This is a genomic window from Streptomyces sp. BR1, assembly GCF_052373795.1.
Classification (GTDB): Bacteria; Actinomycetota; Actinomycetes; order Streptomycetales; family Streptomycetaceae; genus Streptomyces.
Genome location: NZ_CM126252.1, coordinates 6,561,541 through 6,585,480, shown reverse-complemented (window position 1 = coordinate 6,585,480; position 23,940 = coordinate 6,561,541). Strand labels below are relative to the sequence as shown.

Sequence of the window (23,940 nt, the reverse complement as noted above, 5' to 3'; positions counted from 1 at the left end):
CGGCGGGCCGCATCGGCCGGTCACACGGGTACGTGGCCGAGCTTGTCGGGGTTGAGCACGGAGTAGATCCCGTGGATGCGGCCGTCGCGCACGTCGAGCGAGGTGAGCTGGGAGCGGTCGTCGAGGGAGGTGTACAACGCGGGCGCGCCGTTGATGTCCAGGATGCGGACCCCTCCGACCTCGTACTTCTTGAGCAGACCGGTGAGGAAGGCGAGGACCTTGGCGCGGCCGAGGACCGGGCGCAGGGCGGCGCGGACCTTGCCGCCGCCGTCGTTCCAGGCGACGACGTCCTCGCTCAGCAGCTCGGTGAGCCCGGCGAGATCGCCGTTCTGGGCCGCCGCCAGGAAGCGCGTGAACAGCTTCTCGTGGTCCTCACCGGCGGGCTTGAAGCGTTCACGCCCGGCGGTCAGATGCTGTCCGGCCCGGCGGAACATCTGGCGGCAGTTGGCGACGGTCACTCCGAGGATGTCGGCGATCTCCTCGTACGGCAGCTCGAACGCCTCGCGCAGCACGAACACGGCTCGCTCCGGCGGCGTCAGACGCTCCATCAGATGCACGGTGGCGAACGCGACCGTGTCGCGGAGCTCGGCCGTGTCCATCGGCCCGAGCGCGTCGGTGGCGACCGGCTCGGGCAGCCAGGGGCCGGTGTACGCCTCACGGGTCACGCGCGCGGAGCGCAGCTGGTCGAGGGCGAGCCGCGAGACCACCTTGATCAGGAACGCGCGGGGCTCCCGGATCTCCTCGTGGTCGACGCCCCGCCAGCGCAGATAGGCGTCCTGGACGACGTCCTCGGCGTCCCACATCGAGCCGAGGAAACGATAGGCGAGCCCGAGCAGCAGCGGCCGGTACCGCTCGAACTCCACGGCGGGATCCCCTCCCCGTTCCGCTGCCGGATTCCCCTGGTGCGCGGGCGCTGCCATCGTGCGTGTCCTCTCCCCTGTACCGGCCATGGGCATCAGATCGCCGCGGCCGCCGGCCCATTCAACTCGACCGCGAAGCCGCCGCGCCACGAAGTGTGACGCGGCCGCCAGTCCAGGCTGAGCTGGGCGCGGGCGTTGTCGGCGCCGCGCAGCCGGGTCATGTACGACACCGCCCAGCCGCCGGCGACGAGCCGCGCGACGAAGGTGGGCAGGCGCTTGGGCGCGGGAGCGCCGAGCAGTCGGGCCAGCTCCGGCACCCAGGTGCTCATGGGGGCCGGATCGTCGTCGACGACGTTGAGGACGCCGGTGACGTTCCGGTCCAGGGCCGCGACCACAGCCGTGGCGGCGTCGTGCGCGTGCGTGAAGGAGAAGACCGCCGGACCGCCGCCGACCAGCGGGAACTTGCCGTCCTTGATCTGACGCGTGAACTGCCCGTCGGTGTCGAACGCCGAGCCCGGACCGTAGAGATGCCCGAAGCGCAGCACCAGACCGCCCGCGTCCTGCGTGCGCAGCTCCAGCTCGCGCAGCGCGTCCAGCGAGCGCCGGAACTGCTTGGGCGGCGCCTGCCACAGCGGGGTGTCCTCGTTGGCGAGCGCGTCGCCGTCCGGGTCGTACGCGAAGGCGACGCTCTGCGAGACGATCCGCCGCACGCCCGCGTTGCGGGCCGCCTCGACGAGATTGCGGGTGCCCTCGGTGCGCAGCCGGTCGGTGAGGGCGAACTCCTTCTGCATTTTACGGGGGTTGAGCTCGGCCGGGATGGCCGTGAGGAGATGGACGACGGCGTCCGGGGCGGCTTCGCGCACCGCCCGGTCGAGGGCTGCGGCGTCGAGGGCGTCGGCGACGACCGCCTTCGCCCCCGCCCGCTCCAGGGCCGCGGCCCGCCCGGTCGAGCGGGACAGGCCGATGACGTCGTGGCCGACCGAGGCGAGCAGCGGCACGAGGGCCCGCCCGATGACTCCGGTGGCTCCGGCGACGAGAACACGCATGGGGTTCCTCCTGATGTCCGTCCCCCGGGCGCGGATTCGCGGCCCCGGGGGTGTGTCGGCATCAGGACGGGCGAGGCCCACCGCGCGTGACACTCGCACGATGTGGCCTGGGTCACAGGGTCACATAGCCCGCTCGTGCCCCTGCCAGTACGGCTCGCGCAGCCGCCGTTTGTAGAGCTTGCCGTTGGGGTCGCGCGGCATCGCGGCGATGAAGTCGACCGACTTGGGCCGCTTGAAGCCCGCGAGCCGCTGTTCGCAGTGGGCGAGTATCGCGGCGGCGAGCGCCGGGCCGGGGTCATGGCCGGGGGCGGGTTCGACGACCGCCTTGACCTCCTCGCCCCAGTCCGGGTGCGGGATGCCGAACACGGCGGCGTCGGCGACGGCCGGATGCGTAAGGAGCTCGGCCTCGATCTCGGCCGGATAGACATTGACCCCGCCCGAGATGATCATGTCGATCTTGCGGTCGCGCAGGAAGAGGTAGCCGTCCTCGTCGAGACAGCCGAGATCCCCCACGGTGAAGAAGTCGCCGATACGGTTCTTCCGCGTCTTGCCCTCGTCCTTGTGGTAGCTGAAGCCGCCGGTCGACATCTTCATGTAGACGGTGCCGAGCTGACCGGCGGGCAGCCGCTCGCCGTCGTCGTCGAAGACCGCCAACTCGCTGATGGGCCACGCCTTGCCGACCGTGCCCGGTTTCTTCAGCCAGTCCTCGGCCGTGGCGAACGCCCCGCCGCCCTCGCTCGCCGCGTAGTACTCCTCCACACAGCTCCCCCACCACTCGATCATCGCCCGCTTGACGTGATCGGGGCACGGGGCCGCGCCATGGATGGCGTGCCGCAGCGAGCTCACGTCGTACCGCGCCCGCACCTCGACGGGCAGCGCGAGCAGCCGGTGGAACTGGGTCGGAACCATGTGGGTGTGCGTACAGCCGTACGCGTCGATCAGGCGCAGCATCTCCTCCGGCGTCCACTTGTCCATCAGGACCAGCGGATGGCCGATGTGCAGCGACGCGCCCGCGAACTGCAGGACGGCCGTGTGGTAGAGCGGCGAGCAGACGAGATGGACGTTGCCGTCGAACGGTTTGATGCCGAAGATGCCCAGGAAGCCGCCGAGATACGACTCCTCGGGGAGCTTTCCGGAGAGCGGGCGCCGGATGCCGCGCGGGCGGCCGGTGGTGCCCGAGGTGTAGTTCATCACCCAGCCCTGCGTGCGGCCGTCGGGCACCGACGCGGGCTGTCCGTCCAGGAGTTGGGCGTACGGGCGGAACCCGGCCACCTCGCCCACGGCATAGCGGTGGCTGCCCGGCAGCCTCGCCTCGTCGGCTGCCGCGGTCGCCGCCTCCGCGAACCGCTCGTGCGCGATCAGCACCTTGGCACCGGAGTCGGCGACGATCCACGCGATCTCGGGCCCGACCAGATGGTGGTTGACGGGGACGAGATAGAAACCGGCCTGGGACGCGGCCAGATACGCGGTGAAGAACTCGACCCCGTTGGGCAGCACGACGGCGAACGCGTCGCCCTTTTCGAGTCCGGCCGCGCGCAGCCCGTGGACCAACTGGTTGACGGCGGCGTGCAGTCGGCCCGCCGTCCAGCCGACCCCGTCCGGGGCCGTCAGCACGACACGGTCCGGGTCGGCGGCGGCCTGTGCCCAGAACCCGTTGGGCGGCTGCTGGTCGGCGGTCATGCCCCACCCCTTCCGGCGATGCGGTTGATACGGTCCACGGCCTGCTCGAAGCCCCGCGTCAGCTCGTCGAAGACCTCCTGCACACTGCGCTCGGAGCTCATCCGCCCGACGATCTGCCCGACCGGCGTACCGAGCAGCGGCCCGACCTCGTACTTCTGGATACGGGACAGCGCCTCGGCGACCAGCAGCCCCTGCAACGGCATCGGCAGGGTGCCGGGGCCGCTCGGGTCGTCCCAGGCGTCGGTCCACTCGGTGCGCAACTGGCGTGCGGGCTTGCCGGTCAGGGCGCGCGAGCGGACGGTGTCGCCGGAGCCCGCCGCGAGGAGCTTCTGGGTGAGCGCGCGGGAGTGCAGATCGGCCTCGGTGGTGGTCAGCCAGAGCGAGCCGAGCCAGACGCCCTGCGCGCCGAGCGCGAGCCCGGCGGCCGCCTGGGCGCCGCTGCCGATACCTCCGGCGGCGAGCACCGGCAACGGACCGACCGCCTCGACGACTTCGGGCACAAGCACCATGGAGGCGATTTCGCCGGTGTGCCCGCCGGCTTCGTAGCCCTGCGCGACGACGATGTCGATGCCCGCGTCGGCGTGGTGGCGCGCGTGCTTGGCGCTGCCCGCGAGGGCCGCGACCAGGACACCGGCGCCATGGGCCCGCTCGACGACGTCGGCGGGCGGCGACCCCAGCGCGTTGGCGAGCAGCTTGATCGGATACTCGAAGGCGACGTCGAGCTGGTTACGGGCGACCTGCTCCATCCACCCCGTGATACGCCACCCGGACGCCTCGCCCTCCGCGAGCTCGGGCACCCCGTGCTTGGCCAGGGTCGCCCGCACGAACTGCCGATGCCCGTCCGGGATCATGGCCTCGACATCGGCCTCGGTAACGCCCTCCACTCTGCGCGCGGGCATCACGACATCGAGCCCGTAGGGCAGTCCGTCGGTGTGGTCCTGCATCCAGTCGAGATCGCGCGCGAGGTCGTCGGGCGCGGTGTAGCGGACCGCGCCGAGCACCCCGAACCCCCCGGCCCGGCTGATCGCGGCGGCCACCGCGGGAAAGGGCGTGAAACCGAAGATGGCGTGCTCGACTCCCAGTCTCCTGCTCAGCTCCGTCTGCATGGGGCGCAGGATGCCGCAGCGGGGGCACCGAGGGAAGAGATTTTCTGATGCTGCGTCAGATTCTTTACGTGGGGTGGAGAGCCGCGGGGTGCGATGCGGTCCCGCGTCACCTAAGGGGCGCGGGGTGCGATGCGGCGCTACGGAGGACCGGTGCGGTTCCGAGTGCCTTTTAGGGGCGTGGGGAACTGCGCGATCAGCCCCCCACCGGGCCGCAGACGAACGACAGTCCCCGGAGGGCTTAGGGAAGGGGCGGGGTGGGGTCAAACCCCCCGGCCGCGCTACAACCCCAGCACCGCCATAGCCGCGTTGTGGCCGGGAATGCCGCTGACCCCACCGCCCCGCACCGCGCCCGCCCCGCAGAGCAGCACATTGGCATGGGCCGTCTCCACACCCCACCGACCGGTGGAAGCGTCCGCGTACGGAAAGGCGAGCGCGCGGTGGAAGATGTTGCCGCCGGGCAGCCGCAGGTCCCGCTCCAGGTCGAGCGGGGTCTTCGCCTCGATGCAGGGCCGCCCCTGCGCGTCGGTGGCCAGGCAGTCGGCGATCGGCTCGGCCAGATGCGCGTCGAGCTGGGCCAGCGTCGCGGCAAGGAGTTCCTCGCGCGTCTTGTCGTGCTGGTCGGCGGCACCGGCGAACAGCCGCGCGGGGGTGTGCAGCCCGAAGAGGGTCAGGGTCTGGTGGCCGCGCGCCGCGAGGTCCGGGCCGAGGATGGAGGGGTCCGTGAGCGAGTGGCAGTAGATCTCGGACGGCGGCGCGGCGGGCAGCTGCCCGGACAGAGCCTGGGCGTACGCGGCCGCCAACTCGCCGTATCCCTCGCCGATGTGGAAGGTCCCGGCGAACGCCTCGCGCGGGTCGACGGAGGTGTCCCGGAGCCGGGGCAGCCGGGTGAGCAGCATGTTCACCTTGAGCTGGGCGCCCTCGGCGGGCGGCGGGGGCGCGTCGCCGGTGAGGGCGGCCAGCGCCTGCGGCGAGGCGTTCACCAGGACGTGCCGGGCCGCGACCGTGCCCTCGCCCGTCCCCGTACGGAAGTCCACCTCGGCCGCGCGCCCGTCCGTACGCAGCGCGGTCGCCTCATGACCGGTGACGATCTCCGCGCCCGCCGCCCGCGCGGCATCGGCGAGCGCGTCCGTGAACGCCCCCATCCCGCCGACCGGAACGTCCCAGTCACCGGTGCCCCCGCCGATCACGTGGTACAGGAAGCAGCGGTTCTGGGCGAGCGAGGGATCGTGGGCGTCGGCGAAGGTGCCGATCAGGGCGTCGGTGAGAACGACTCCCCGTACGAGGTCGTCCGCGAAGCGCTCCTCCACCGCGACCCCGATCGGCTCCTCGAACAGCGCCCGCCAGGCCGCATCGTCACCGACGCGCTCCCGCAGGGCGGCGGCCGTGGGCAGCGGCTCGGTCAGGGTCGGGAAGACCCGCTCGGCGACCCGCCGGGTCATCCCGTAGAACTCCTCCCAAGCCGCGTACTCGGCATCGGAGCCGGTCAGCCGCCGGAACGCCGCGCGGGTGCGCTCCTCGCCGCCGCCGACAAGGAGGCCGGTGGGGCGGCCGTCGCGGACGACGGGTGTGTACGAGGAGACGTTCCGCTTGCGGACGGCGAACCGCAGCCCCAGCTCGTCCACGATCTTCTGCGGCAGCAGCGAGACGAGATACGAGTAGCGCGAGAGCCGGGCGTCGACGCCCTCGAACGGGCGGGTCGAGACGGCCGCGCCGCCTGTGTGGTCGAGGCGCTCCAGGACCAGGACCGACTGTCCGGCGCGGGCGAGATAGGCGGCCGCCACGAGGCCGTTGTGGCCCCCGCCGACGATCACGGTGTCATAGACCTGCTGTGCGGGCATGGCCCTTCCTAGCACGGGGTGATCGGCGGGGGCCAGGGTGCGATCCCGCACTACAGGGCCGTACGTGGCGATCCACGGCGGCCGACGTACGGCCCCGCATCACCGGCGCCCCGCGCTACCCGCGCCCCCCGCTCCGCCGCAGCGCCGCCACCCGGCGGTACAGCTCGACCGCCTCGGGCCCGCGTCCCAGCTGGTCCAGACAGTGCGCCTCGTCGTTCCGGCTGGCCAGGGCGTCCTGGTGGGCAGCGCCCAGGACGCGCTCGCGGGCGTCGGCCACTTGGCGGTAGGCGGTCAGCGCCTCGGGCCAGCGCCCGAGCCAGCCGAGCCCGACGGCGATCTCGCGGCGGCTGACGAGCGTGTCGGGATGGTCGGGGCCGAGGACCCGTTCGCGTACGGCCGCGACCTCCCGCGACTCGGCCAGCGCCTCCTCCCAGCGGGCCAGCCGCCCGAGGTTGACGCCCAGACCGTGCCGGGCGCGCAGTGTCTCGGGGTCGTCGGGCCCGTCGACGCGGGTGCGGTCGTCGACGAGCACGCGGTACAGCTCCAGGGCTTCGGCGCTGCGCCCGAGCCGGCCGAGGCTGATGCCGATCTCGTACCGGGTGGCGAGGGTGTCGCGGTGGTCCGGGCCGAGCACGGCCGTACGCGCCGAGGCGACCTCGCGATAGGTCTGCAACGCCTCGATCCACCGCCCCAACTGGCCGAGCGTGTAAGCGACTTCGTTCCGGCTGACCAAGGTGTCCGGGTGGCCGGGCCCGAGCACCCGGGCCCGGTCCTGCGCCACCTCGCGGGCCATGCGGTACGAGTCCTCCAGGCGCCCCAGACTGCCCAGGTTGAAGGCGAGGTTGTGACGGCAGCGCAGGGTCGCCGGATGGTCGGGGCCCATCGCGCGCTCCCGGTCGGCGAGCACCGACGCGTACACCTGGTGCGCCTCGAAGTGGCGGCCGAGGCGGCCCAGCACGTACGCGGTCTCCTGGCGGGCGTCGAGCGTGGCCGGGTGGTCGGGGCCGAGCGTGCGGGCCCGGGCCTCGGCGACCCGTCCGAACTCGCGCAGGGCGTCGGTCGCGCGCCCGGTCCTGCCGAGGGTGAACGCGACCTCGTACTGGCTGTCCAGGGTGTCGGGGTGGTCGGGGCCGAGCGCGAGTTCGCGTTCGGCGGCGACCGCGCGGTGCACCTCGCCGGCCTCCGCCCAGCGGCCGCTTCGGGCGAGGTCGAGGGCCGCGTTGTGGCGGTCGGTGAGCGCGGCCAGGAGCTCCGGTGGCGGCGGTGGGGGCCGGTCGGGCTCGGGCGGGGCGGGCGGAAGCGCGGTGGTCCACGCACCGGTCAGGCTGGCGTCGAGGTCGGGCGGGGCGGGGTCGGCGCTGCCGGTCGCCTTGTGGCCAGTGGTCATCCCGCGCGTCCAGGACGGCAGCCGGGGCGTACGCGTCACCGGCGGCGCCTCCAGCGCGGCGGCGGCCCGGAACCGCCCGCGTCCCGAGGCGAGCCGACGTGCCAGCTCCCGTGCATCGGCGGGCCGTTGACCCGGTTCCTTGGCCAGGAGATCGAGCACGACCCGCTCGAAGTACTCGGGCAGTTCGGCCCGCCGCCCGCGCGGTGGCTCGGGCGGGGTGTCGCGGTGCCCGACGAGGATCGCCCAGGCGTCGTCGAGGTCGAACGGCGGCGCCCCGGTGGCCAGTTCGTACAGGACGCAACCCAGCGAGTACAGATCGCTGCGGTGGTCGACGGGCGAGCCGCCGATCTGCTCCGGCGACATGTAGTGCGGGGTTCCCATGGCGATGCCGGTGCCGGTGAGCCGGGAGGTGAAGCCGATGTCGGCGCCGAGGCGGGCGATGCCGAAGTCGAGGATCTTCACGGTGCCGTCGCCGAGCCGCATGATGTTGGCGGGCTTCAAGTCCCGGTGGACGATGCCCTGTTCATGGGTGTACGCGAGGGCCGACGCCAGCTGCTCGGCGATGTCCACGACGTCCGCGACCGGCAGCGGATGCCCCTTGTTGTCCTCCAGGAGCTGGCTCAGATTGCGCCCGTCGAGCAGCTCCATGACGAGGTAGAGCCCGCCGTCGTACTCCCCGAAGTCATGGACGACGGTGACGCCGCGGTGCTGGAGCGCGGCCGCGACCCGCGCCTCGCGACGGAACCGCTCGCGCAGCACCCTGGCGAACGACTGCTCGTGCTGCGGACCGAGCGGCTTGAGGCACTTGACGGCGACGCGCCGCCCCAGCGACTCGTCGCGCGACGCCCACACCTCGCCCATCCCGCCGCGCCCGATCAGTTCGAGCAGCCGGTACCGGCCGTGGATCAGCCTGGTGTCCGCCATCGCGCGATGTCGCCCCCGTCACTCCGCTGCGCCCTCCCCGGCTCCGTCCAGTATGGCGGCCTGTCTGCGAAGTTTGTACGGTGAAGGGCGAGTTCCGGGCCCGAGTCGTTCGACGGCCCGCAGAATGTGCTTCGGCGGCAGCTGCCAGCGCAGGGTCGCGGGGATGCACCGCAGCAGCCGCCCGGCGACCCTGAGTCGACGGCTGACCTGCGCGGCCTTGGGCGCGGGTCTCCCGTACAGCGCATGCGCGTACGCGGGCAGCGAGTCATAGGCGAGCCGGGCGACGGGCCGCCAGAGCAGAGCGCGGACGGGCACGAGCAGCGGATGGACGGGCGGCTCCTGCAGGAAGTCGTCCACGTCCCGCGCGTCGGCCCCGGCGGCGAGCATCGGCCGCACATCCGCGAAGTAGGCGTCGAGCTGGGCGGTGGACAGCGGCACGCCGCCCGGTTCCAGCCCGATGAGCCGGGCGGCCTCGCGCTGTTCGTCGACATAGCGATCGGCCTGCGCGTCGCTGAGCGGAAACCCGGAGCGCCGCACGACGTCCAGATAACTGGCGACCTCCGCGCAATGCACCCAGAGCAGCAGCGCGGGATCATCGACCCGGAACCGCTCCCCGGTGACGGGATCGTCCGACTTGAGGAACCCATGGATACGCCTGACCCGAGCCCCGGCACGCTCGGCATCGGCCTTGGTCCCGTACGAGAGGGTCCCCACGAACCGCGCGGTACGCAGCAACCGCCCCCAGGCGTCCTTGCGGAAGTCACTGTTCTGCATGACTCCACGGACGGCACGAGGGTGGAGAGCCTGGAGATAAAGCGCCCGCACCCCGGCGACCCACATCATCGGATCCCCGTGCATCTGCCAGGTCACGGACCGGGGCCCGAAGTACCCGGGATCGCCCTCGACGCCACCCATCTCCGGCCACCTCCTGTACGGCCAGTGTGTCGAGGATTCGGGACCGATACCAGGCCGGGTTACCAAACAGCGGGCGCGCCGGAGTCCTCCAGGAGCTCCGCCACCGAGAATCGGGTGACGAACGACTGCCACGCCCCGTCGACGACGAGGAGGAACGTGTCGCCCTCCCGGAGGAGGCGGCGGCGCTTGGGCCTTCTGGGGTGTTCGGGCGAGTGGTTCCGCGCCCGCCGTTCCAGCTCCGCGAGCGCCTCCGCACGAGAGCCGGAGATGTGCGCCACCACGTACACGTCCCTGTGCTTGTGCTCGCCGTTGCCCACGGTCGTCTCGACGACCAGCCCCCACGTCGGCATGCTCCCCCGCCCCTTCGTGATCGCGTGAGCCTCTACGGTAGGAGACCCACGCGACTACCGCCGCACCCGGGGCATCCCCAACCCGATCCACGAGATGATCTCCCGCTGGATCTCGTTGTTGCCGCCGCCGAAGGTGAAGATCACGGCTGAGCGGTAGCCGCGTTCGAGGTCGCCGCGGAGTACCGCACCCGCCGAGCCCTCCTTCAGGGGGCCCGCCGCGCCGACGACCTCCATGAGCCAGGCGTATGCGTCGCGGCGGGCCTCCGAGCCGTAGACCTTTACGGCGGAGGCGTCCTGGGGGGTGAGGGTGGAGTCCTGGACGGCGTTCACCATCTGCCAGTTGAGGAGTTTCATCGCGTCGAGCTTGGTGTGGGTGCGGGCCAGGCGGCCCCGGACCCAGCCGAGGTCGATGACGCGGCGGCCGTCGGCAAGCTTGGTGTCCATCGCCCAGCGCTGGACGTCGTGCAGGGCGCGGATGGCCATGGTGCCGTGTGCGGCGAGCGTGACGCGCTCGTGGTTGAGCTGATTGGTGATCAGACGCCAGCCCTGGTTCTCCTCGCCGACGCGGCGGGAGGCGGGGACGCGGATGTTCTCGTAGTAGCTCGCGGTGGTGTCGTGCGAGGCGAGGGTGTTGATGACCGTGCAGGAGTAGCCAGGGTCCGAGGTCGGCACGAGGAGCATGGTGATGCCCTTGTGCGGCGGCGCGTCGGGGTCGGTGCGTACCGCGAGCCAGACCCAGTCGGCGGTGTCGCCGTTGGTGGTCCAGATCTTCTGGCCGTTGACGACATAGTCGTCCCCGTCCCGTACCGCCCGGGTCTTGAGGGCGGCCAGGTCCGTCCCGGCGTCCGGCTCGCTGTAGCCGATCGCGAAGTCGATCTCGCCGGAGAGGATCCTCGGCAGGAAGTACGCCTTCTGCTCCGCCGTGCCGAACCGCATCAGCGTCGGGCCGACCGTGTTCAGCGCCATCAGCGGCAGCGGGACCCCGGCCTGGGCGGCCTCGTCGAAGAAGATGAACTGCTCCATGGCGCCGAGCCCGCGCCCGCCGTACTCCTCGGGCCACCCCACCCCCAGCCAGCCGTCCGTGCCGAGGCGGCGCACGGTCTCGCGGTAGAACCGCTTCTGGGCGGCCGGCTCGGCATAGCGGGCGTACGCGTTGTCGGGCACCAGGTCGGCGAAGTAGGCGCGCAGCTCGGCTCGCAACCGCTGCTGCTCAGGCGTGTATTCGAGGTGCACGGCCCCTCCAGGCGTCTCGCTGTCCGTCCCCGTGTCCATCGCGGTCCGCATCCACGGCGGCGAACGCCGAGGCCGCGGAATGGAGGGCACAGTAGAACGTGTTGCAAGAATCTGGAAGGGTCGGCAGACGCGAAAAGCACGGACCCCGGGGCTGCGCGCAGGCGGCAGCTCCCGGGGTCCGGGGCGGATCGGCGGCTCCCGGGATCCGATGCAGGGCACGGCGCCCGGCCTCCGGGGTCCGGGTCAGGGCAGCAGCTTGTCCAGGGCGGCGGGCCCGTCGTCCGCCAGTCGGCGTTCGGCCCACTTCAGGTTCTTGGGCGTGATGTCGCGCCCGGACGCCAGCACCAGGTCCTCGGCGGTGACCTCACCGCCCGACCCGGTGTGCAACAGCGAATCGGGGGTGACCGCCTCCCGCTGGGGTGCGGAATCGGACTGAGCGTTCATGCCGCCTCCTTGTTCGTCCGGCTGGGCTCCATTCTGGTACCCGGTCACGCGGACCGCATCCGCCCCAGAGATGTCACCCGTTCGGCCCAGTCGTACGAGGCGGACGGACCGTCCGCCTCGTACGACCGCGACAGGGCTCAGGGGCGCTGCCGCCGCATGCGCTCGCCTACGACGCCGTTGTCGGACTCCCACCAAGGGCGTACGAGCTCAGTCTCAGCGGGGTCCTCGGCGGCCGGGGCCGTGGTGGCCGCGACGGCCGTGGGCGCCGCCTGGGCGGGCACCAGCTCGGCGTCCAGGCGCCGGTCGAGCGCCGCCGTCTCGGCCCGTTCGGCCCTAAACCACTGAACGAAGATCACCATCAGGAACGGCACCCCGACCAGCTCCGCGATCGTGATCATCGCGCCACCGCCGAGCTGCTGGTCGGCGTGCAGGTCCGGCGCCCAGGCGGGGGCGTGCCGGGTGTACCAGCTGCCCGCGATGACCGAGCCGCTGGTCATCACGACGATGCCCGGCACCGCGTCGATCAGCCCGTCCAGGAAGACGAACGCCGCCCGCATCGGGTGCCCGCACCACTTCGGCAGCAGCTCCTCCTTGGTGAGCAGCGGCAGGACGAAGAGGCTGCCCGCAAGCAGCAGCTGGAGGTACATCAGCTGATGCAGAGCGCCGACACGCAGCGCGGTCTCGAAGTACGGGGTGAAGTAGACGCACAGCTCGGACGCGAGCACCAGCGCCGAGCTGACCAGGGGAAACGCCAGGATGCGGGCCACTTTGCCGGTCATCGCGCGGCGCACGGGACCGGCGGTCCGCTCGGGCAGCGCGCGCAGGGCGAGCGAGAGCGGGTCGCCGAGCGCGAGGCCCAGCGGGGCGATCAGGTCGAGGAGGATGTTCTGCACGGCGGCGGGCCAGAACAGGACCTCGTCGTAGACGGCGAGCGCCGACATGGTGGCGAACATGATCGTGCCGAGACCGAGGACCGCGAAGACGGCGGTACGGGCCACCGACCACTGCTCTCCCCGGCGGCGCAGCCGGAGCACGCCCCAGCCGTACAGCGCGCCGAGCACGACGACGAGCGCGACCGCGGGCAGGTCGAGCTGCCAGTGCGAGGGGAAGTTTCCCCAGGTCAGCTGCGGTAGCTCGGTCGCCGCGACGGACTGCGACGGCGACTGTCCGGCGACGGCTTCGATCAGTTGTTGCGTTCCGGACATTCCGGCCCGGCCTCCTCACCGGCCCGCAGGGCTGACGCGGACCGCGTTCACCGTAGTCCCCGCCGCCGGGCCGCCCGTCGCGGGGTTGCCATGAACCACCCGGCTGCCCGGCAAATCGGGTACGCGCGACACGCCGGAGGCGGGAACCGGGGGCCGCCCCCGCCGCGTTCTCCCCACAGCACGGCGCGACGGCGGATCGCGACGGTGGGGCGTGAACGGGTGGTGTCGATGAGCGAGTTGGTTCCCGGAGGCAATCGGCCGCTCCCGGACGGCGTGCTGACGATCGGTGTCCCGGGACCCTTCGACCTGTCCGTACTGATCACCGACGACACCGGAAAGGTCGGCGGAGACGCCGACTTCGTCTTCTACAACCAGCCGTCGGCGCCGGGCACCCGGCTCACCGACGACGTCATCACGGTCGACCCGCGCCGTCTGCGGGCCGGGGCGAGCCGGATCACCGTGGTCGTCAGCCCGGCCGACCCGGCCACCCCGCTCGGGCGGCTCCCCGTGCCGAGCCTGCGCCTGAGCGGTCCCGGCGGCGAGGTCCTGGCCCGGTTCACCCCGCCGAAGCCGGAGCGGGAAACCGTGCTGCTGCTCGCCGAGATCTACCGGCGCGGCACCGGCTGGAAGGTCCGTGCGCTGGGTCAGGGGTACGCGGACGGGCTCGCCGGGGTGGCCCGTGACTTCGGGGTCGACGTGACCGACGAGGACCCGGCACCTCCCCCGTCCGCCCACGCTCCCACGGTCCAGATGCCCACCGCCCCGATGTCGTCGATCCCGGCCGCCCGACGACCCGGGCCGGACGGGAGCGGCGCAAGCCACGGCTTCGGCGCGCTGGTCAACGCCGAGCGGGCCCGGGCCGGGGCCCCGCCGGTGACGATCGACGCCCGTCTCGTCTCGGCCGCCGAGGCGCACGCCACGACCATGGCCGCCCAGGGCCGCCTCAGCGTCGAGAGTCCCGACGGCGTGTCCGTCTTCCAGCGGGTGACCACCCAGGGGTACGCGTATCTGACCGTCGCCGAACATCTGGTCTCCGGGCCGCGCAACCCGGCCGACTTCCTGACGTACTGCCTCAAGGACCCCCACACCCGCCGCCCGCTGCGCGACGCCGCCTTCACCGACGCGGGGATCGCGAGCGCCACCGACCGGCGTACGGGCGATGTCTACTGGACCGCGCTCTGGGCGAGGCCGCTGAGCGCGGACGGGCTGCGGCGGACGGTGGCGGAGGTGGTCGCGCTGACCAACGGCCACCGCGCCACGGCCGGATTGCGGCCCCTGGCCGACGACACCCGGCTCGCCTCGGCGGCGCAGGCGTACAGCACGGACATGGCCGAGCGCGGGTTCTACTCGCACACCTCGCCCGAGGGCCTTGAGCCATGGGACCGGGCGCGGGCGGCAGGGGCCGCGCACCGGGGCATCGGCGAGAACATCGCGTGCGGGCAGCGCACGGCGGCCGAGGTGGTGGAGGGCTGGATGAACAGCCCCGGCCACCGGGCCAACATCCTCAAACCCGACTTCACCCACATAGGCATCGGCTTCGCGGGCGGGGGCCGCGCGGGCACGTACTGGACCCAGCTGTTCGGCCTGGTCTGAGGCGGAAGGGGCCGGTCAACGGCCACCCAGCCCGGAAGCCCCCACACCAGCCGCCTCAGCCCTGTAGCTCCCGCCCCAGCCCCGCCGCGTCCACCAGCAGCACGGGCCGGTCCAGCGTGCCGAGCAGGCTTACGAAGCTGGACTCCAGGAACCCCGCCAGCTCGTCGCGCGCGTCCGGCTCCTCCAGCGGCCAGCTGGTGACGGCCTCCTCCGCGAACGCCATCCACGCGCGCGAGGCGATGTCGAGCCGGGGCGACGGCGGCAGCCCTATGCGCCGCTGCGCGTCGATCACGTGCCGGGCCACCGCCTCACGTGTCTCCCACAGGATGTCCGCGACCGCGGGATGGCTGCCGGACGCGCCCCGGACCAGGGCGACGTACACCTGGCGGTGCTCCCGTACGTACGCGACGAAGCCGTCGATGAACGACCGCAGCCAGGCGACGGGCGGCAGGGCCGGGTCCGGCTCGACGGCCTCGATGAACCGTGCGCACTCCTTCGCCACCACCGCGCGGTAGAAGTCGCGCTTGGAGTCGAAGTAGTGGAAGAGCAGGCCCCGGGAGATCCCGGCGCGGCGGGCCACCTCGTCCGTGGACAGCTCGTCGAGCGAGCGGTCGGCGAGCATCTCCAGTCCGATGTCGACCAGCTGGGTCCTGCGTTGGTCGGGGGTCAGGCGGGTGATGCGCTTTCCGGACATGCCCGCAGTGTACGAGCGGTCCGCGCCACTGCGCGCCACCCCGGCAAAGCCGACCGGCGAGCCTGTTGACAAGTGCTTAACAGGAGTCGTACAAGGGTCGTACAGATTTGTTGAGCATTGCTTAACAAGCCTTTACGGCCAACAGCGCTTTCCCGAGGAGACCGCCATGCGCACGATGCGTGCCGCCCGCTTCCACCCCGGCTCCGGCAAGCTCGCCGTCGAGGAGGTGCCGGTTCCACGGCCCGGCCCCGGCGAGGCGCTGGTGAAGGTCGCCGCCTGCGGAATCTGCCACTCCGACCTGGGCCTCCTGAACGGCGTCTTCCGCACCGAGCTCCCGGTCATCACCCCCGGTCACGAGGCCTCCGGCACCATCGACGAGCTGGGCGCGCCGACCCCCGGCTGGGAGCGCGGCGACCGGGTCGTGCTGCACGCGGGGCGCGCCTGCGGCAGCTGCACCACATGCGTCTCGGGCGCGGCGCCCGACGACTGCGAGCGCGTACAGATCATGGCGTTCGACTACGACGGCGCCTGGGCGGAGTACGTGGTGGTGCCGGTCGCCGCGCTGGTGAGGGTGCCCGAGTCGATACCGCTGGAGCAGGCCGCCGTCCTGGCCGACGCCGTGTCCACGCCGTACGCGGCGGTCGTCGACACCGCCTCGGTCCGCCCGGCCGAGAGCGTCGGCGTGTGGGGGCTCGGCGGCATCGGTACGCACGCCCTCCAGGCGGCCCGACTGGCCGGGGCCGCCCCCGTCATCGGCCTCGACCCGCTGCCGGCGGCCCGCGAGCGCGCGTTGGAACTGGGCGCGGACCACGCCGTGGACCCGACCGCCGAGGACGCGCTCGACCGGATCGCCGCGCTCACCGGTGGCCGTGGTCTGCGGGTCGCGATCGACGCGGTGGGCCGGGCGAGCACCATCGCCCAGGCCAATCGGGCACTGGGGCACCGCGGCCGGCTTGTCCTGGTCGGCATGTCCATGGACACGGTCGAACTCGGCCCGCTGGCCGCCTTCACCCGCGACCGGCACGCCGTCACGGGCCACCTCGGCTACCGCAAGGAGCACATCCAGCAGCTCGTCGACCTGGTGGCCGCGGGGCGCCTCGACATCAGCCGGTCGGTCAGCGCGCAGCTCCCGCTCACGGAGATAGCCGAGGGGGTGCGCCGTCTTGAGGAGAAGGACGGCAACCCGATCCGGATCGTCATCCGCCCCTGACAACCGTCGGATTCGCACACACCTCCTTCACCGAGACGATCACGCCACAACCCCCGCCCCTCCAGGCTCGAAACCGGCCAGCTTTCGCGCGTGAGCGCGGACACACATTGACCGCATCAGCAACAAACTCTTCACAGAATCGACAACTTCTATGAAGGATCTGCACTTTTGGAGGGCCGGGGAGCGGCGGACAGCAAGATCATCTTCGTTCAACATTGCACTTCGAATCTGGACATGTCCGTATTGCGGCCAACCGGTTGGGCGGCACTTTGCCGTTTCGTTGCCGGGCTGTAGGCATGGGTCAGCACGCTCCCTGACGGGCCCCCGGCCATGACCAAGCCGGACGAAGGCCCGTCAGCGAGGCGTCAACCGCGTTGACAGGGCCGCGAATTCGCCATGCGGGCCCTCAGCCGCGCGGGACCACCATCGAGCAACTGTTGAACCACTGGGGGTTACCCATGTCCCAACTCACCCGCCGCAGCGCGCTGGGCATCACCGCGACCGCGGTCGCCGGCCTCGGCCTGGCCGGCACCGCCTACGCCGCGACGTCGAGCACCCCGGCGCACGGTGTCGTACCCACCGGCGACGAACACAGCGGCCACATGGGCGGCATGGACCACTCGGGCCACGGCACGCCCGCGCCGTTCGACGAGGTCTACCAGGGCCGTCGTATACAGGGCGCGCCCACCATGGGCGGCGAGCACGCCCACCACGGGGGCTACTCCGTCCAGATAGACGGCAAGGAACTGCATGTGATGCGGAACGGCGACGGCACCTGGATCAGTGTCGTCAACCACTACGAGACGTATCCGACGCCGCTCGCCGTGGCTCGCGCCGCCGTGGTGGAGCTGCAGGGCGCAACCCTCGTCCCGCTCGCCTGACCTTCCGTATCGCCCCGCACGGGCACCACTATCTGGAGCATTTCCATGACCGTACGCAAGAACCAGGCGACGCTCACCTCCGACGAGAAGAAGCGTTTCGTCAATGCGATCCTCACGCTGAAGCGCAACGGCAAGTACGACACCTTCGTCACCACGCACAACGCCTTCATCATGAGCGACGGCGATGACACCGACCGCGTCGGCCACCGCTCGCCGTCCTTCCTGCCGTGGCACCGCAGATTCCTCATAGAGTTCGAGCAGGCCCTGCAGTCGGTGGACTCGTCCGTCACGCTGCCGTACTGGGACTGGACGGCCGACCGCACCGCCGCCTCCTCGCTGTGGGCCGCGGACTTCCTCGGCGGCACCGGCCGCAGCCGCGACGGACAGGTGATGGACGGGCCGTTCGCCTCCAGCGGCGGTCAGTGGGCCATCAACGTCCGCGTGGACGGCCGCAACTACCTGCGCCGCGCGCTCGGCGCGGGCGTGCCGCAGCTGCCCACCAAGGCCGAGGTCGACAGCGTCCTCGCCATGTCGACGTATGACGAGACCCCCTGGAACAGCATGTCCACCGGCGGCTTCCGCAACCACCTGGAGGGCTGGCGCGGGGTCAACCTGCACAACCGCGTGCACGTCTGGGTCGGCGGCCAGATGGGCACCGGCGTCTCCCCCAACGACCCGGTCTTCTGGATGCACCACGCGTTCGTCGACAAGCTCTGGGCGCAGTGGCAGGACCGGCACCCCAACTCGCCGTACCTCCCGGCCGCCGGGACACCGAACGTGGTGGACCTGCGCGAGACCATGCGCCCGTGGAACAACGTCACTCCGGCGGACATGCTGGACCACAAGAAGTTCTATACGTTCGACGCGGCCTGACGCGCGCGTGAGTGGCCCCACCGGGTATCCGCCCGGTGGGGCCACTCCCCTACGCGCCGGGCCCGCGCCTCGTAAGCTCACCGGCATGGACGTTCATGAGTCAGTGCTCGAACTCGTCGGCGGCACACCGATGGTGCGGCTGCGCACGCCACAGGGCTCGGCCGCGCTCTACGCCAAGCTCGAATACCTGAGCGCGGGCGGCAGTGTGAAGGACCGCATCGGTCTGCACATGATCGAGCAGGCGGAGCGGGACGGGCTGCTGCGCCCGGGCGCGACCGTCGTCGAGGCGACCTCCGGCAACACCGGGGCCGGGCTCGCCATGGTGGCCGCGGCCAAGGGCTACCGGGCCGTCCTCGTCGTGCCCGACAAGACGAGCGCCGAGAAGATCGCCACGCTGCGCGGGTTCGGCGCCGAGGTGGTCGTGCGGCCGGGCGGGCTGCCCGCGGAGGATCCGGGGAACGTGTTCAACACGGCGGCCCGGATCGCCGAAGAGACGCCGGGCAGCTGGCTCGCCGGGCAGTACGACAACCCGGCCAACCCCGGGGCGCACTACGCGACGACCGGGCCGGAGATCTGGCGGCAGACGGACGGGCGGATCACGCATCTGGTGTCGTGCGTCGGCACCGGCGGAACCATCAGCGGCACCGGCCGCTACCTCAAGGACGTCAGCGGCGGCGCCGTGAAGGTCGTCGGCGCGGACCCGGCGGCCTCCGTGTACTCGGGCGGCGACGGGCGGCCGTACTTCGTCGAGGCGACCGGGCATGTGTGCCATCCGGAGACGGTCGAGGACGTCTGGCCCGAGTCCTATGACCAGGACGTCGTGGACGAGCTGGTCCCGGTCGGCGACCGCGAGGCACTGCTGACGCTGCGTCAACTCGCCCGGGAGCAGGGCCTGATGGTCGGCGGCTCGGCCGGTCTGGCGGTCGCTGCCGCCCTGCGGGTGGCGGCCGGGCTCGGCCCCGAGTCGCTGGTCGTGGTGATCCTGCCGGACTCCGGGCGGCAGTACCTGTCGAAGTACTTCAACGACGCGTGGCTGCTGCGGCTCGGGTTCCTGGACGGCGAGGAGGACGCGGCACGGGCCGGGGACGCGGTGCCGGACTCCGTGCGGGACGTGCCCCTCCCCTATGTGAACCGGCTCAGCACGGTGGCCGAGGCGCTGACCGCGCTGCGGGCACGGCGCGATCTCGGCCTGCCGCCCGTGCTGCCGGCCGGTCCGTGCCCGGTGGGCCCCGACCGTCGGCCGACGATGCCCGAGCTCGCGGGATCCGTTTCCCTCGATGTGCTGGCGGCGGCCGTCGAGCAGGGCGAGGTGGCGCCGGACGCACTCGTACGCGACCACCTCGCCGCACCCCTGCCGCACTTCGGCGCCGGTGAGCGGGCCGACGCCGTCCTCGCCGAATGGGAGGAACGGGACGACGAGGTGGCGGTGGTGCTGTACGACGGCCATGGCATCGGGCTCATCACGCGGGACGACGTACGCAAGCTGCTCTGAGAAGCAGGGCGCCGTGGAGAAACAGGATGCCGTTGGGAAACAGGCGTCGTCGAAATAGGGCATCCACCTGGAAGGATCAAGAGAGTTCCGAAGAGGGCAAGGTCACAGCCCTTCCCCCTCCTGCACCTTTGCGCCACTGCCCTAGCATCTGGGCATGACGGTCCTGCCTGACGACGGGCTTTCTCTGGCCGCCGAGTTCCCTGATGCAACCCATGAGCAGTGGCAGCGCCTCGTGGAAGGCGTGCTGCGCAAATCGGGTAAAGATGTCTCGGGCGCGGCCGCTGAGGAAGCGCTGTCCACCCCCGTGGAGGACGGGCTCACCACCCGGCCCCTGTACACCGCGCGAGACTCCGCGCCCGATGCCGGATATCCGGGCTTCGCCCCCTTTGTCCGGGGAAGCCGGGCCGAGGGCAACGCGGCGGACGGCTGGGGCGTACGACAGCGCCACGCCGATCCGGATCCCGCCGCGGCCAACGCCGCCGTGCTCGCGGACCTGGAGAACGGGGTGACGTCGCTCTGGCTGGCCGTAGGCCGGGGCGGCGTTCCGGTCTCCGGGCTCGCCCGGGCACTCGACGGCGTCTACCTCGACCTCGCACCCGTCGTCCTCGACGCGGGCGCCGAATTCGAGGCGGCCGCACAGGAGTTGCTGCATCTGTACGCCGAGCGGGGCGTCCCCGCCGAGGCGTCGCGCGGCAACCTCGGCGCCGACCCGCTGGGCCACGAGGCCCGTACCGGCGAGGCGATCGAGGCGGCACCCGCCGTGGCACTCGCCCGCCTCTGCGGCGAGCGGTACCCGGGCCTTCGGGCGCTGACCGTGGACGCGCTGCCGTACCACGAGGCGGGCGGCTCGGCCGCGCAGGAACTCGGCGCTTCACTGGCCACCGGCGTCGCGTATTTGCGTGAGCTCACGGCTGCGGGCCTGTCCGTCGAGGACGCCTGCGCGCAGCTGGAGTTCCGTTACGCGGCCACCGCCGACCAGTTCCTGACCATCGCCAAGCTGCGCGCCGCGCGGCGGCTGTGGGCGCGCGTCGCCGAGGCGAGCGGTGCGCCCGCCGCGGGCGCCCAGCGCCAGCACGCGGTGACCTCGCCGGTGATGATGACCCGCCGCGACCCGTGGGTGAACATGCTGCGCACCACGGTGGCCTGCCTGGGCGCCGGGGTCGGCGGCGCGGACGCCGTCACCGTGCTGCCCTTCGACCACTCGCTGGGCCTGCCCGACGGTTTCGCGCGGCGCATCGCCCGCAACACCTCGACGATCCTCCTGGAGGAGTCGCAGCTGGCCCGGGTGATCGACCCGGCGGGCGGCTCCTGGTACGTGGAGCGCCTGACCGCCGAACTCGCCGACTCCGCCTGGGAGTTCTTCCGTACGATCGAGCGCGCGGGCGGTCTGGCGGCGGCCCTGCGCTCCGGTCTGATCGGCGACGAGCTCGCCGCGACCTGGGCCGAGCGGAGCAAGAAGCTGGCGCGCCGGCGCGAACCGGTCACCGGTGTCAGCGAGTTCCCGCATCTCGCCGAGCGTCCCGTCGAGCGCGCGGCGGCCCCCGCCGAGCCGTCGGGCGGACTGCCCCGGGTGCGCCGCGACGAGGCGTACGAGGAACTGCGCGCCCGCTCGGACGCGCACCTCGCCCAGACCGGCGCCCGCCCCCGGGTGTTCCTCGCAGCCCTCGGCCCGGCCGCCGCCCACACCGGACGCGCGACCTTCGCCGCGAACCTGTTCCAGGCCGGTGGCGTCGAGCCGGTCCACGACCCGGTGTCGGTGGACGCGACCACGGCCGGGGAGGCGTTCGCCGCGAGCGGCGCCACCGTGGCCTGTGTGGTCTCCTCCGACGCGCTCTACGAGGAGCAGGCCGAGGCGGTTGCGGCGGCTCTCAAGTCGGCGGGCGCCACGCATGTGTTCCTGGCCGGGCGCGGTGAGTACGCGGGCGTCGACGAGTATGTCTTCGCCGGCTGCGACGCGGTGGCCGTGCTCACCTCCGCCCTCGACCGCCTGGGAGTGGCGTCATGACGATCCCCGACTTCTCGGAGCTGCCGCTGGCGTCGGACGCCGGCGCCGACGGCTCCGACGACCAGTGGCGCACCGCCGTGAAGGAGTCCACCGGCAAGGCCGACGGCGATCTGCTGTGGGAGACCCCGGAGGGCATCGCGGTCAAGCCGCTGTACACCGCGCGGGACCTGGAGGGCCTGGACTTCCTCGGTACGTACCCGGGCGTGGCGCCGTATCTGCGCGGCCCCTACCCGACGATGTACGTCAACCAGCCCTGGACGATCCGGCAGTACGCGGGGTTCTCCACGGCCGAGGAGTCCAATGCCTTCTACCGGCGCAACCTCGCGGCCGGGCAGAAGGGTCTGTCGGTCGCCTTCGACCTGCCGACCCACCGCGGCTACGACAGCGACCACCCGCGCGTCACCGGTGACGTCGGCATGGCCGGTGTCGCCATCGACTCGATCTATGACATGCGCCAGCTGTTCGACGGGATCCCGCTGGACAGGATGACGGTGTCGATGACGATGAACGGGGCCGTGCTGCCCGTTCTCGCGCTCTACATCGTGGCCGCCGAGGAGCAGGGCGTACCGCCCGAGAAGCTGGCCGGGACCATTCAGAACGACATTCTCAAAGAGTTCATGGTCCGCAACACCTACATCTATCCGCCCAAGCCCTCGATGCGGATCATCTCCGACATCTTCGCGTACACCTCGCAGAAGATGCCGCGCTACAACTCGATCTCCATCTCGGGCTATCACATCCAGGAAGCGGGTGCGACGGCCGATCTGGAGCTGGCGTACACGCTCGCGGACGGGGTGGAGTATCTGCGGGCCGGGCAGGAGGCGGGCCTGGACGTCGACGCGTTCGCGCCCCGGCTCTCCTTCTTCTGGGCGATCGGCATGAACTTCTTCATGGAGATCGCCAAGATGCGGGCGGCCCGGCTGCTGTGGGCACGCCTGGTCAAGCAGTTCGACCCGAAGAACACCAAGTCCCTCTCGCTGCGCACCCATTCGCAGACCTCGGGCTGGTCGCTGACCGCGCAGGACGTGTTCAACAACGTCACGCGTACGTGTGTGGAGGCGATGGCCGCGACCCAGGGCCACACCCAGTCGCTGCACACCAACGCGCTCGACGAGGCGCTCGCCCTGCCGACCGACTTCTCGGCCCGGATCGCGCGCAACACCCAGCTGCTCATCCAGCAGGAGTCGGGCACCACGCGGTCCATCGACCCGTGGGGCGGCAGCGCGTACGTCGAGAAGCTGACGTACGACCTGGCGCGGCGGGCCTGGCAGCACATCCAGGAGGTCGAGGCGGCCGGCGGCATGGCGCAGGCCATCGACGCGGGCATCCCGAAGCTGCGCGTCGAGGAGGCGGCCGCCCGCACCCAGGCGCGCATCGACTCGGGGCGCCAGCCGGTGATCGGCGTCAACAAGTACCGGGTCGAGACCGACGAGCAGATCGACGTCCTCAAGGTCGACAACTCCTCGGTGCGCGCCCAGCAGATCGCCAAGCTGCGGCGGCTGCGCGAGGAGCGCGACGAGGCGGCCTGCCAGGCCGCGCTGCACGCGCTCACCGCCTCCGCCGAGCGCGGCCCGGGCCAGGGCCTGGAGGGCAATCTGCTGGCGCTCGCGGTCGACGCGGCCCGGGCGAAGGCCACGGTCGGCGAGATCTCGGACGCCCTGGAGAAGGTGTACGGCCGCCACGCGGGCCAGATCCGTACGATCTCCGGCGTCTACCGCAACGAGGCAGGAGCGTCCCCTTCGGTGGACCGCACACGCGCGCTGGTGGATCGTTTCGACGAGGCGGAAGGCCGACGTCCGCGCATCCTGGTCGCCAAGATGGGCCAGGACGGCCACGACCGCGGCCAGAAGGTGATCGCCACCGCCTTCGCCGACCTCGGCTTCGACGTCGACGTCGGCCCGCTGTTCCAGACGCCGGGCGAGGTGGCCCGGCAGGCGGTCGAGGCGGATGTGCACATCGTGGGTGTGTCGTCGCTCGCCGCCGGTCACCTGACCCTCGTGCCGGCGCTCCGCGAGGAGCTGGCCGCCGAGGGCCGGGAGGACATCATGATCGTGGTGGGCGGTGTCATTCCGCCGCAGGACGTCCCGACGCTCCTTGAGATGGGCGCCGCTGCGGTGTTCCCGCCGGGGACGGTCATCCCGGACGCGGCGTACGACCTGGTGACGCGGCTCGGCGCGGCGCTGGGCCATGACGAGCTGTAGCCG

The 23,940-nt window shown here is 71.9% G+C and carries 19 protein-coding genes; 7 read left to right on the top strand and 12 right to left on the bottom strand.

Annotation, left to right across the window (positions count from 1 at the left end):
• Window positions 1-20 precede the first annotated feature (20 nt).
• From ACT1U9_RS28935 to ACT1U9_RS28885, 11 genes are all read right to left on the bottom strand, one after another.
• Entirely contained in the window at window positions 21-863 is an 843-nt protein-coding gene (locus ACT1U9_RS28935) for an RNA polymerase sigma-70 factor (RefSeq protein WP_444535562.1), read from the bottom strand.
• 92 nt (window positions 864-955) lie between these two features.
• Window positions 956-1,906, bottom strand: coding sequence for an NAD-dependent epimerase/dehydratase family protein (locus ACT1U9_RS28930; RefSeq protein WP_444535561.1), 951 nt, complete (start codon window positions 1,904-1,906; stop codon window positions 956-958).
• Between the two features lie 120 nt (window positions 1,907-2,026).
• Window positions 2,027-3,586: an acyl-CoA synthetase gene (locus ACT1U9_RS28925; RefSeq protein ID WP_444535560.1), complete on the bottom strand. Its 1,560-nt coding sequence runs from the start codon at window positions 3,584-3,586 to the stop codon at window positions 2,027-2,029.
• The gene (locus tag ACT1U9_RS28920) at window positions 3,583-4,692 is read right to left on the bottom strand and encodes an NAD(P)H-dependent flavin oxidoreductase (RefSeq protein WP_444535559.1); all 1,110 of its coding nucleotides are present in this window, start codon (window positions 4,690-4,692) and stop codon (window positions 3,583-3,585) included. Before ACT1U9_RS28920 ends, ACT1U9_RS28925 begins: the two co-directional genes overlap by 4 nt.
• 278 nt (window positions 4,693-4,970) lie before the next feature.
• The gene (locus tag ACT1U9_RS28915; RefSeq protein WP_444535558.1) at window positions 4,971-6,530 is read right to left on the bottom strand and encodes a phytoene desaturase family protein; all 1,560 of its coding nucleotides are present in this window, start codon (window positions 6,528-6,530) and stop codon (window positions 4,971-4,973) included.
• A gap of 115 nt (window positions 6,531-6,645) precedes the next feature.
• A complete protein-coding gene (locus tag ACT1U9_RS28910) occupies window positions 6,646-8,841 on the bottom strand; it encodes a tetratricopeptide repeat protein (protein ID WP_444535557.1) in 2,196 nt (731 codons plus the stop codon).
• An 18-nt stretch (window positions 8,842-8,859) separates the two neighbouring features.
• Window positions 8,860-9,681 (bottom strand): oxygenase MpaB family protein, encoded by an 822-nt coding sequence (locus tag ACT1U9_RS28905; RefSeq protein ID WP_444539277.1) that lies wholly within the window; start codon window positions 9,679-9,681, stop codon window positions 8,860-8,862.
• Window positions 9,682-9,815: 134 nt separating this feature from the next.
• Window positions 9,816-10,106 (bottom strand): hypothetical protein, encoded by a 291-nt coding sequence (locus ACT1U9_RS28900; RefSeq protein WP_444535556.1) that lies wholly within the window; start codon window positions 10,104-10,106, stop codon window positions 9,816-9,818.
• Between the two features lie 54 nt (window positions 10,107-10,160).
• On the bottom strand, window positions 10,161-11,339 hold the full coding sequence (locus ACT1U9_RS28895) for an acyl-CoA dehydrogenase family protein (RefSeq protein ID WP_444535555.1): 1,179 nt from the start codon (window positions 11,337-11,339) through the stop codon (window positions 10,161-10,163).
• A 243-nt stretch (window positions 11,340-11,582) separates the two neighbouring features.
• The gene (locus ACT1U9_RS28890; RefSeq protein WP_444535554.1) at window positions 11,583-11,783 is read right to left on the bottom strand and encodes a hypothetical protein; all 201 of its coding nucleotides are present in this window, start codon (window positions 11,781-11,783) and stop codon (window positions 11,583-11,585) included.
• A gap of 137 nt (window positions 11,784-11,920) precedes the next feature.
• Window positions 11,921-12,988: a cytochrome c oxidase assembly protein gene (locus ACT1U9_RS28885; protein WP_444535553.1), complete on the bottom strand. Its 1,068-nt coding sequence runs from the start codon at window positions 12,986-12,988 to the stop codon at window positions 11,921-11,923.
• A gap of 228 nt (window positions 12,989-13,216) precedes the next feature.
• Here ACT1U9_RS28885 and ACT1U9_RS28880 point away from each other — a divergent pair, with 228 nt between their 5' ends.
• Window positions 13,217-14,581 (top strand): CAP domain-containing protein, encoded by a 1,365-nt coding sequence (locus ACT1U9_RS28880; RefSeq protein ID WP_444535552.1) that lies wholly within the window; start codon window positions 13,217-13,219, stop codon window positions 14,579-14,581.
• 55 nt (window positions 14,582-14,636) lie between these two features.
• On the opposite strand, the gene ACT1U9_RS28875 is transcribed toward ACT1U9_RS28880, so the two are convergent.
• Complete coding sequence (locus ACT1U9_RS28875) at window positions 14,637-15,275, bottom strand: TetR/AcrR family transcriptional regulator (RefSeq protein WP_444535551.1); 639 nt, start codon at window positions 15,273-15,275, stop codon at window positions 14,637-14,639.
• Between the two features lie 166 nt (window positions 15,276-15,441).
• Between ACT1U9_RS28875 and ACT1U9_RS28870 the strand changes: the two genes are divergently transcribed.
• The 6 genes from ACT1U9_RS28870 to scpA all read left to right on the top strand — a co-directional run bounded on the left by ACT1U9_RS28870 (window position 15,442) and on the right by scpA (window position 23,937).
• Entirely contained in the window at window positions 15,442-16,485 is a 1,044-nt protein-coding gene (locus ACT1U9_RS28870; RefSeq protein WP_444535550.1) for a zinc-binding dehydrogenase, read from the top strand.
• A 458-nt stretch (window positions 16,486-16,943) separates the two neighbouring features.
• Window positions 16,944-17,366, top strand: coding sequence for an apotyrosinase chaperone MelC1 (melC1, locus tag ACT1U9_RS28865; protein WP_444535549.1), 423 nt, complete (start codon window positions 16,944-16,946; stop codon window positions 17,364-17,366).
• Between the two features lie 45 nt (window positions 17,367-17,411).
• Window positions 17,412-18,239: a tyrosinase MelC2 gene (gene melC2, locus ACT1U9_RS28860; RefSeq protein WP_444535548.1), complete on the top strand. Its 828-nt coding sequence runs from the start codon at window positions 17,412-17,414 to the stop codon at window positions 18,237-18,239.
• An 85-nt stretch (window positions 18,240-18,324) separates the two neighbouring features.
• Window positions 18,325-19,731: a pyridoxal-phosphate dependent enzyme gene (locus ACT1U9_RS28855; protein WP_444535547.1), complete on the top strand. Its 1,407-nt coding sequence runs from the start codon at window positions 18,325-18,327 to the stop codon at window positions 19,729-19,731.
• Window positions 19,732-19,885: 154 nt separating this feature from the next.
• Window positions 19,886-21,736: a methylmalonyl-CoA mutase family protein gene (locus ACT1U9_RS28850; RefSeq protein WP_444535546.1), complete on the top strand. Its 1,851-nt coding sequence runs from the start codon at window positions 19,886-19,888 to the stop codon at window positions 21,734-21,736.
• Window positions 21,733-23,937, top strand: coding sequence for a methylmalonyl-CoA mutase (scpA, locus tag ACT1U9_RS28845; protein ID WP_444535545.1), 2,205 nt, complete (start codon window positions 21,733-21,735; stop codon window positions 23,935-23,937). The genes ACT1U9_RS28850 and scpA overlap by 4 nt, the downstream gene beginning before the upstream one ends.
• The last annotated feature ends 3 nt before the right edge of the window (window positions 23,938-23,940 follow it).

What these genes read in the sequence shown, in the direction of transcription:
- ACT1U9_RS28930 (WP_444535561.1), bottom strand. Translation starts at nt 1,906, where the DNA reads ATGCGTGTTCTCGTCGCCGGAGCCACCGGAGTCATCGGGCGGGCCCTC.
- ACT1U9_RS28925 (WP_444535560.1), bottom strand. Translation starts at nt 3,586, where the DNA reads ATGACCGCCGACCAGCAGCCGCCCAACGGGTTCTGGGCACAGGCCGCC.
- ACT1U9_RS28920 (WP_444535559.1), bottom strand. Translation starts at nt 4,692, where the DNA reads ATGCAGACGGAGCTGAGCAGGAGACTGGGAGTCGAGCACGCCATCTTC.
- ACT1U9_RS28915 (WP_444535558.1), bottom strand. Translation starts at nt 6,530, where the DNA reads ATGCCCGCACAGCAGGTCTATGACACCGTGATCGTCGGCGGGGGCCAC.
- ACT1U9_RS28910 (WP_444535557.1), bottom strand. Translation starts at nt 8,841, where the DNA reads ATGGCGGACACCAGGCTGATCCACGGCCGGTACCGGCTGCTCGAACTG.
- ACT1U9_RS28905 (WP_444539277.1), bottom strand. Translation starts at nt 9,681, where the DNA reads ATGTGGGTCGCCGGGGTGCGGGCGCTTTATCTCCAGGCTCTCCACCCT.
- ACT1U9_RS28900 (WP_444535556.1), bottom strand. Translation starts at nt 10,106, where the DNA reads ATGCCGACGTGGGGGCTGGTCGTCGAGACGACCGTGGGCAACGGCGAG.
- ACT1U9_RS28890 (WP_444535554.1), bottom strand. Translation starts at nt 11,783, where the DNA reads ATGAACGCTCAGTCCGATTCCGCACCCCAGCGGGAGGCGGTCACCCCC.
- ACT1U9_RS28885 (WP_444535553.1), bottom strand. Translation starts at nt 12,988, where the DNA reads ATGTCCGGAACGCAACAACTGATCGAAGCCGTCGCCGGACAGTCGCCG.
- ACT1U9_RS28880 (WP_444535552.1), top strand. Translation starts at nt 13,217, where the DNA reads ATGAGCGAGTTGGTTCCCGGAGGCAATCGGCCGCTCCCGGACGGCGTG.
- ACT1U9_RS28875 (WP_444535551.1), bottom strand. Translation starts at nt 15,275, where the DNA reads ATGTCCGGAAAGCGCATCACCCGCCTGACCCCCGACCAACGCAGGACC.
- ACT1U9_RS28870 (WP_444535550.1), top strand. Translation starts at nt 15,442, where the DNA reads ATGCGCACGATGCGTGCCGCCCGCTTCCACCCCGGCTCCGGCAAGCTC.
- melC1 (WP_444535549.1), top strand. Translation starts at nt 16,944, where the DNA reads ATGTCCCAACTCACCCGCCGCAGCGCGCTGGGCATCACCGCGACCGCG.
- melC2 (WP_444535548.1), top strand. Translation starts at nt 17,412, where the DNA reads ATGACCGTACGCAAGAACCAGGCGACGCTCACCTCCGACGAGAAGAAG.
- ACT1U9_RS28855 (WP_444535547.1), top strand. Translation starts at nt 18,325, where the DNA reads ATGGACGTTCATGAGTCAGTGCTCGAACTCGTCGGCGGCACACCGATG.
- ACT1U9_RS28850 (WP_444535546.1), top strand. Translation starts at nt 19,886, where the DNA reads ATGACGGTCCTGCCTGACGACGGGCTTTCTCTGGCCGCCGAGTTCCCT.
- scpA (WP_444535545.1), top strand. Translation starts at nt 21,733, where the DNA reads ATGACGATCCCCGACTTCTCGGAGCTGCCGCTGGCGTCGGACGCCGGC.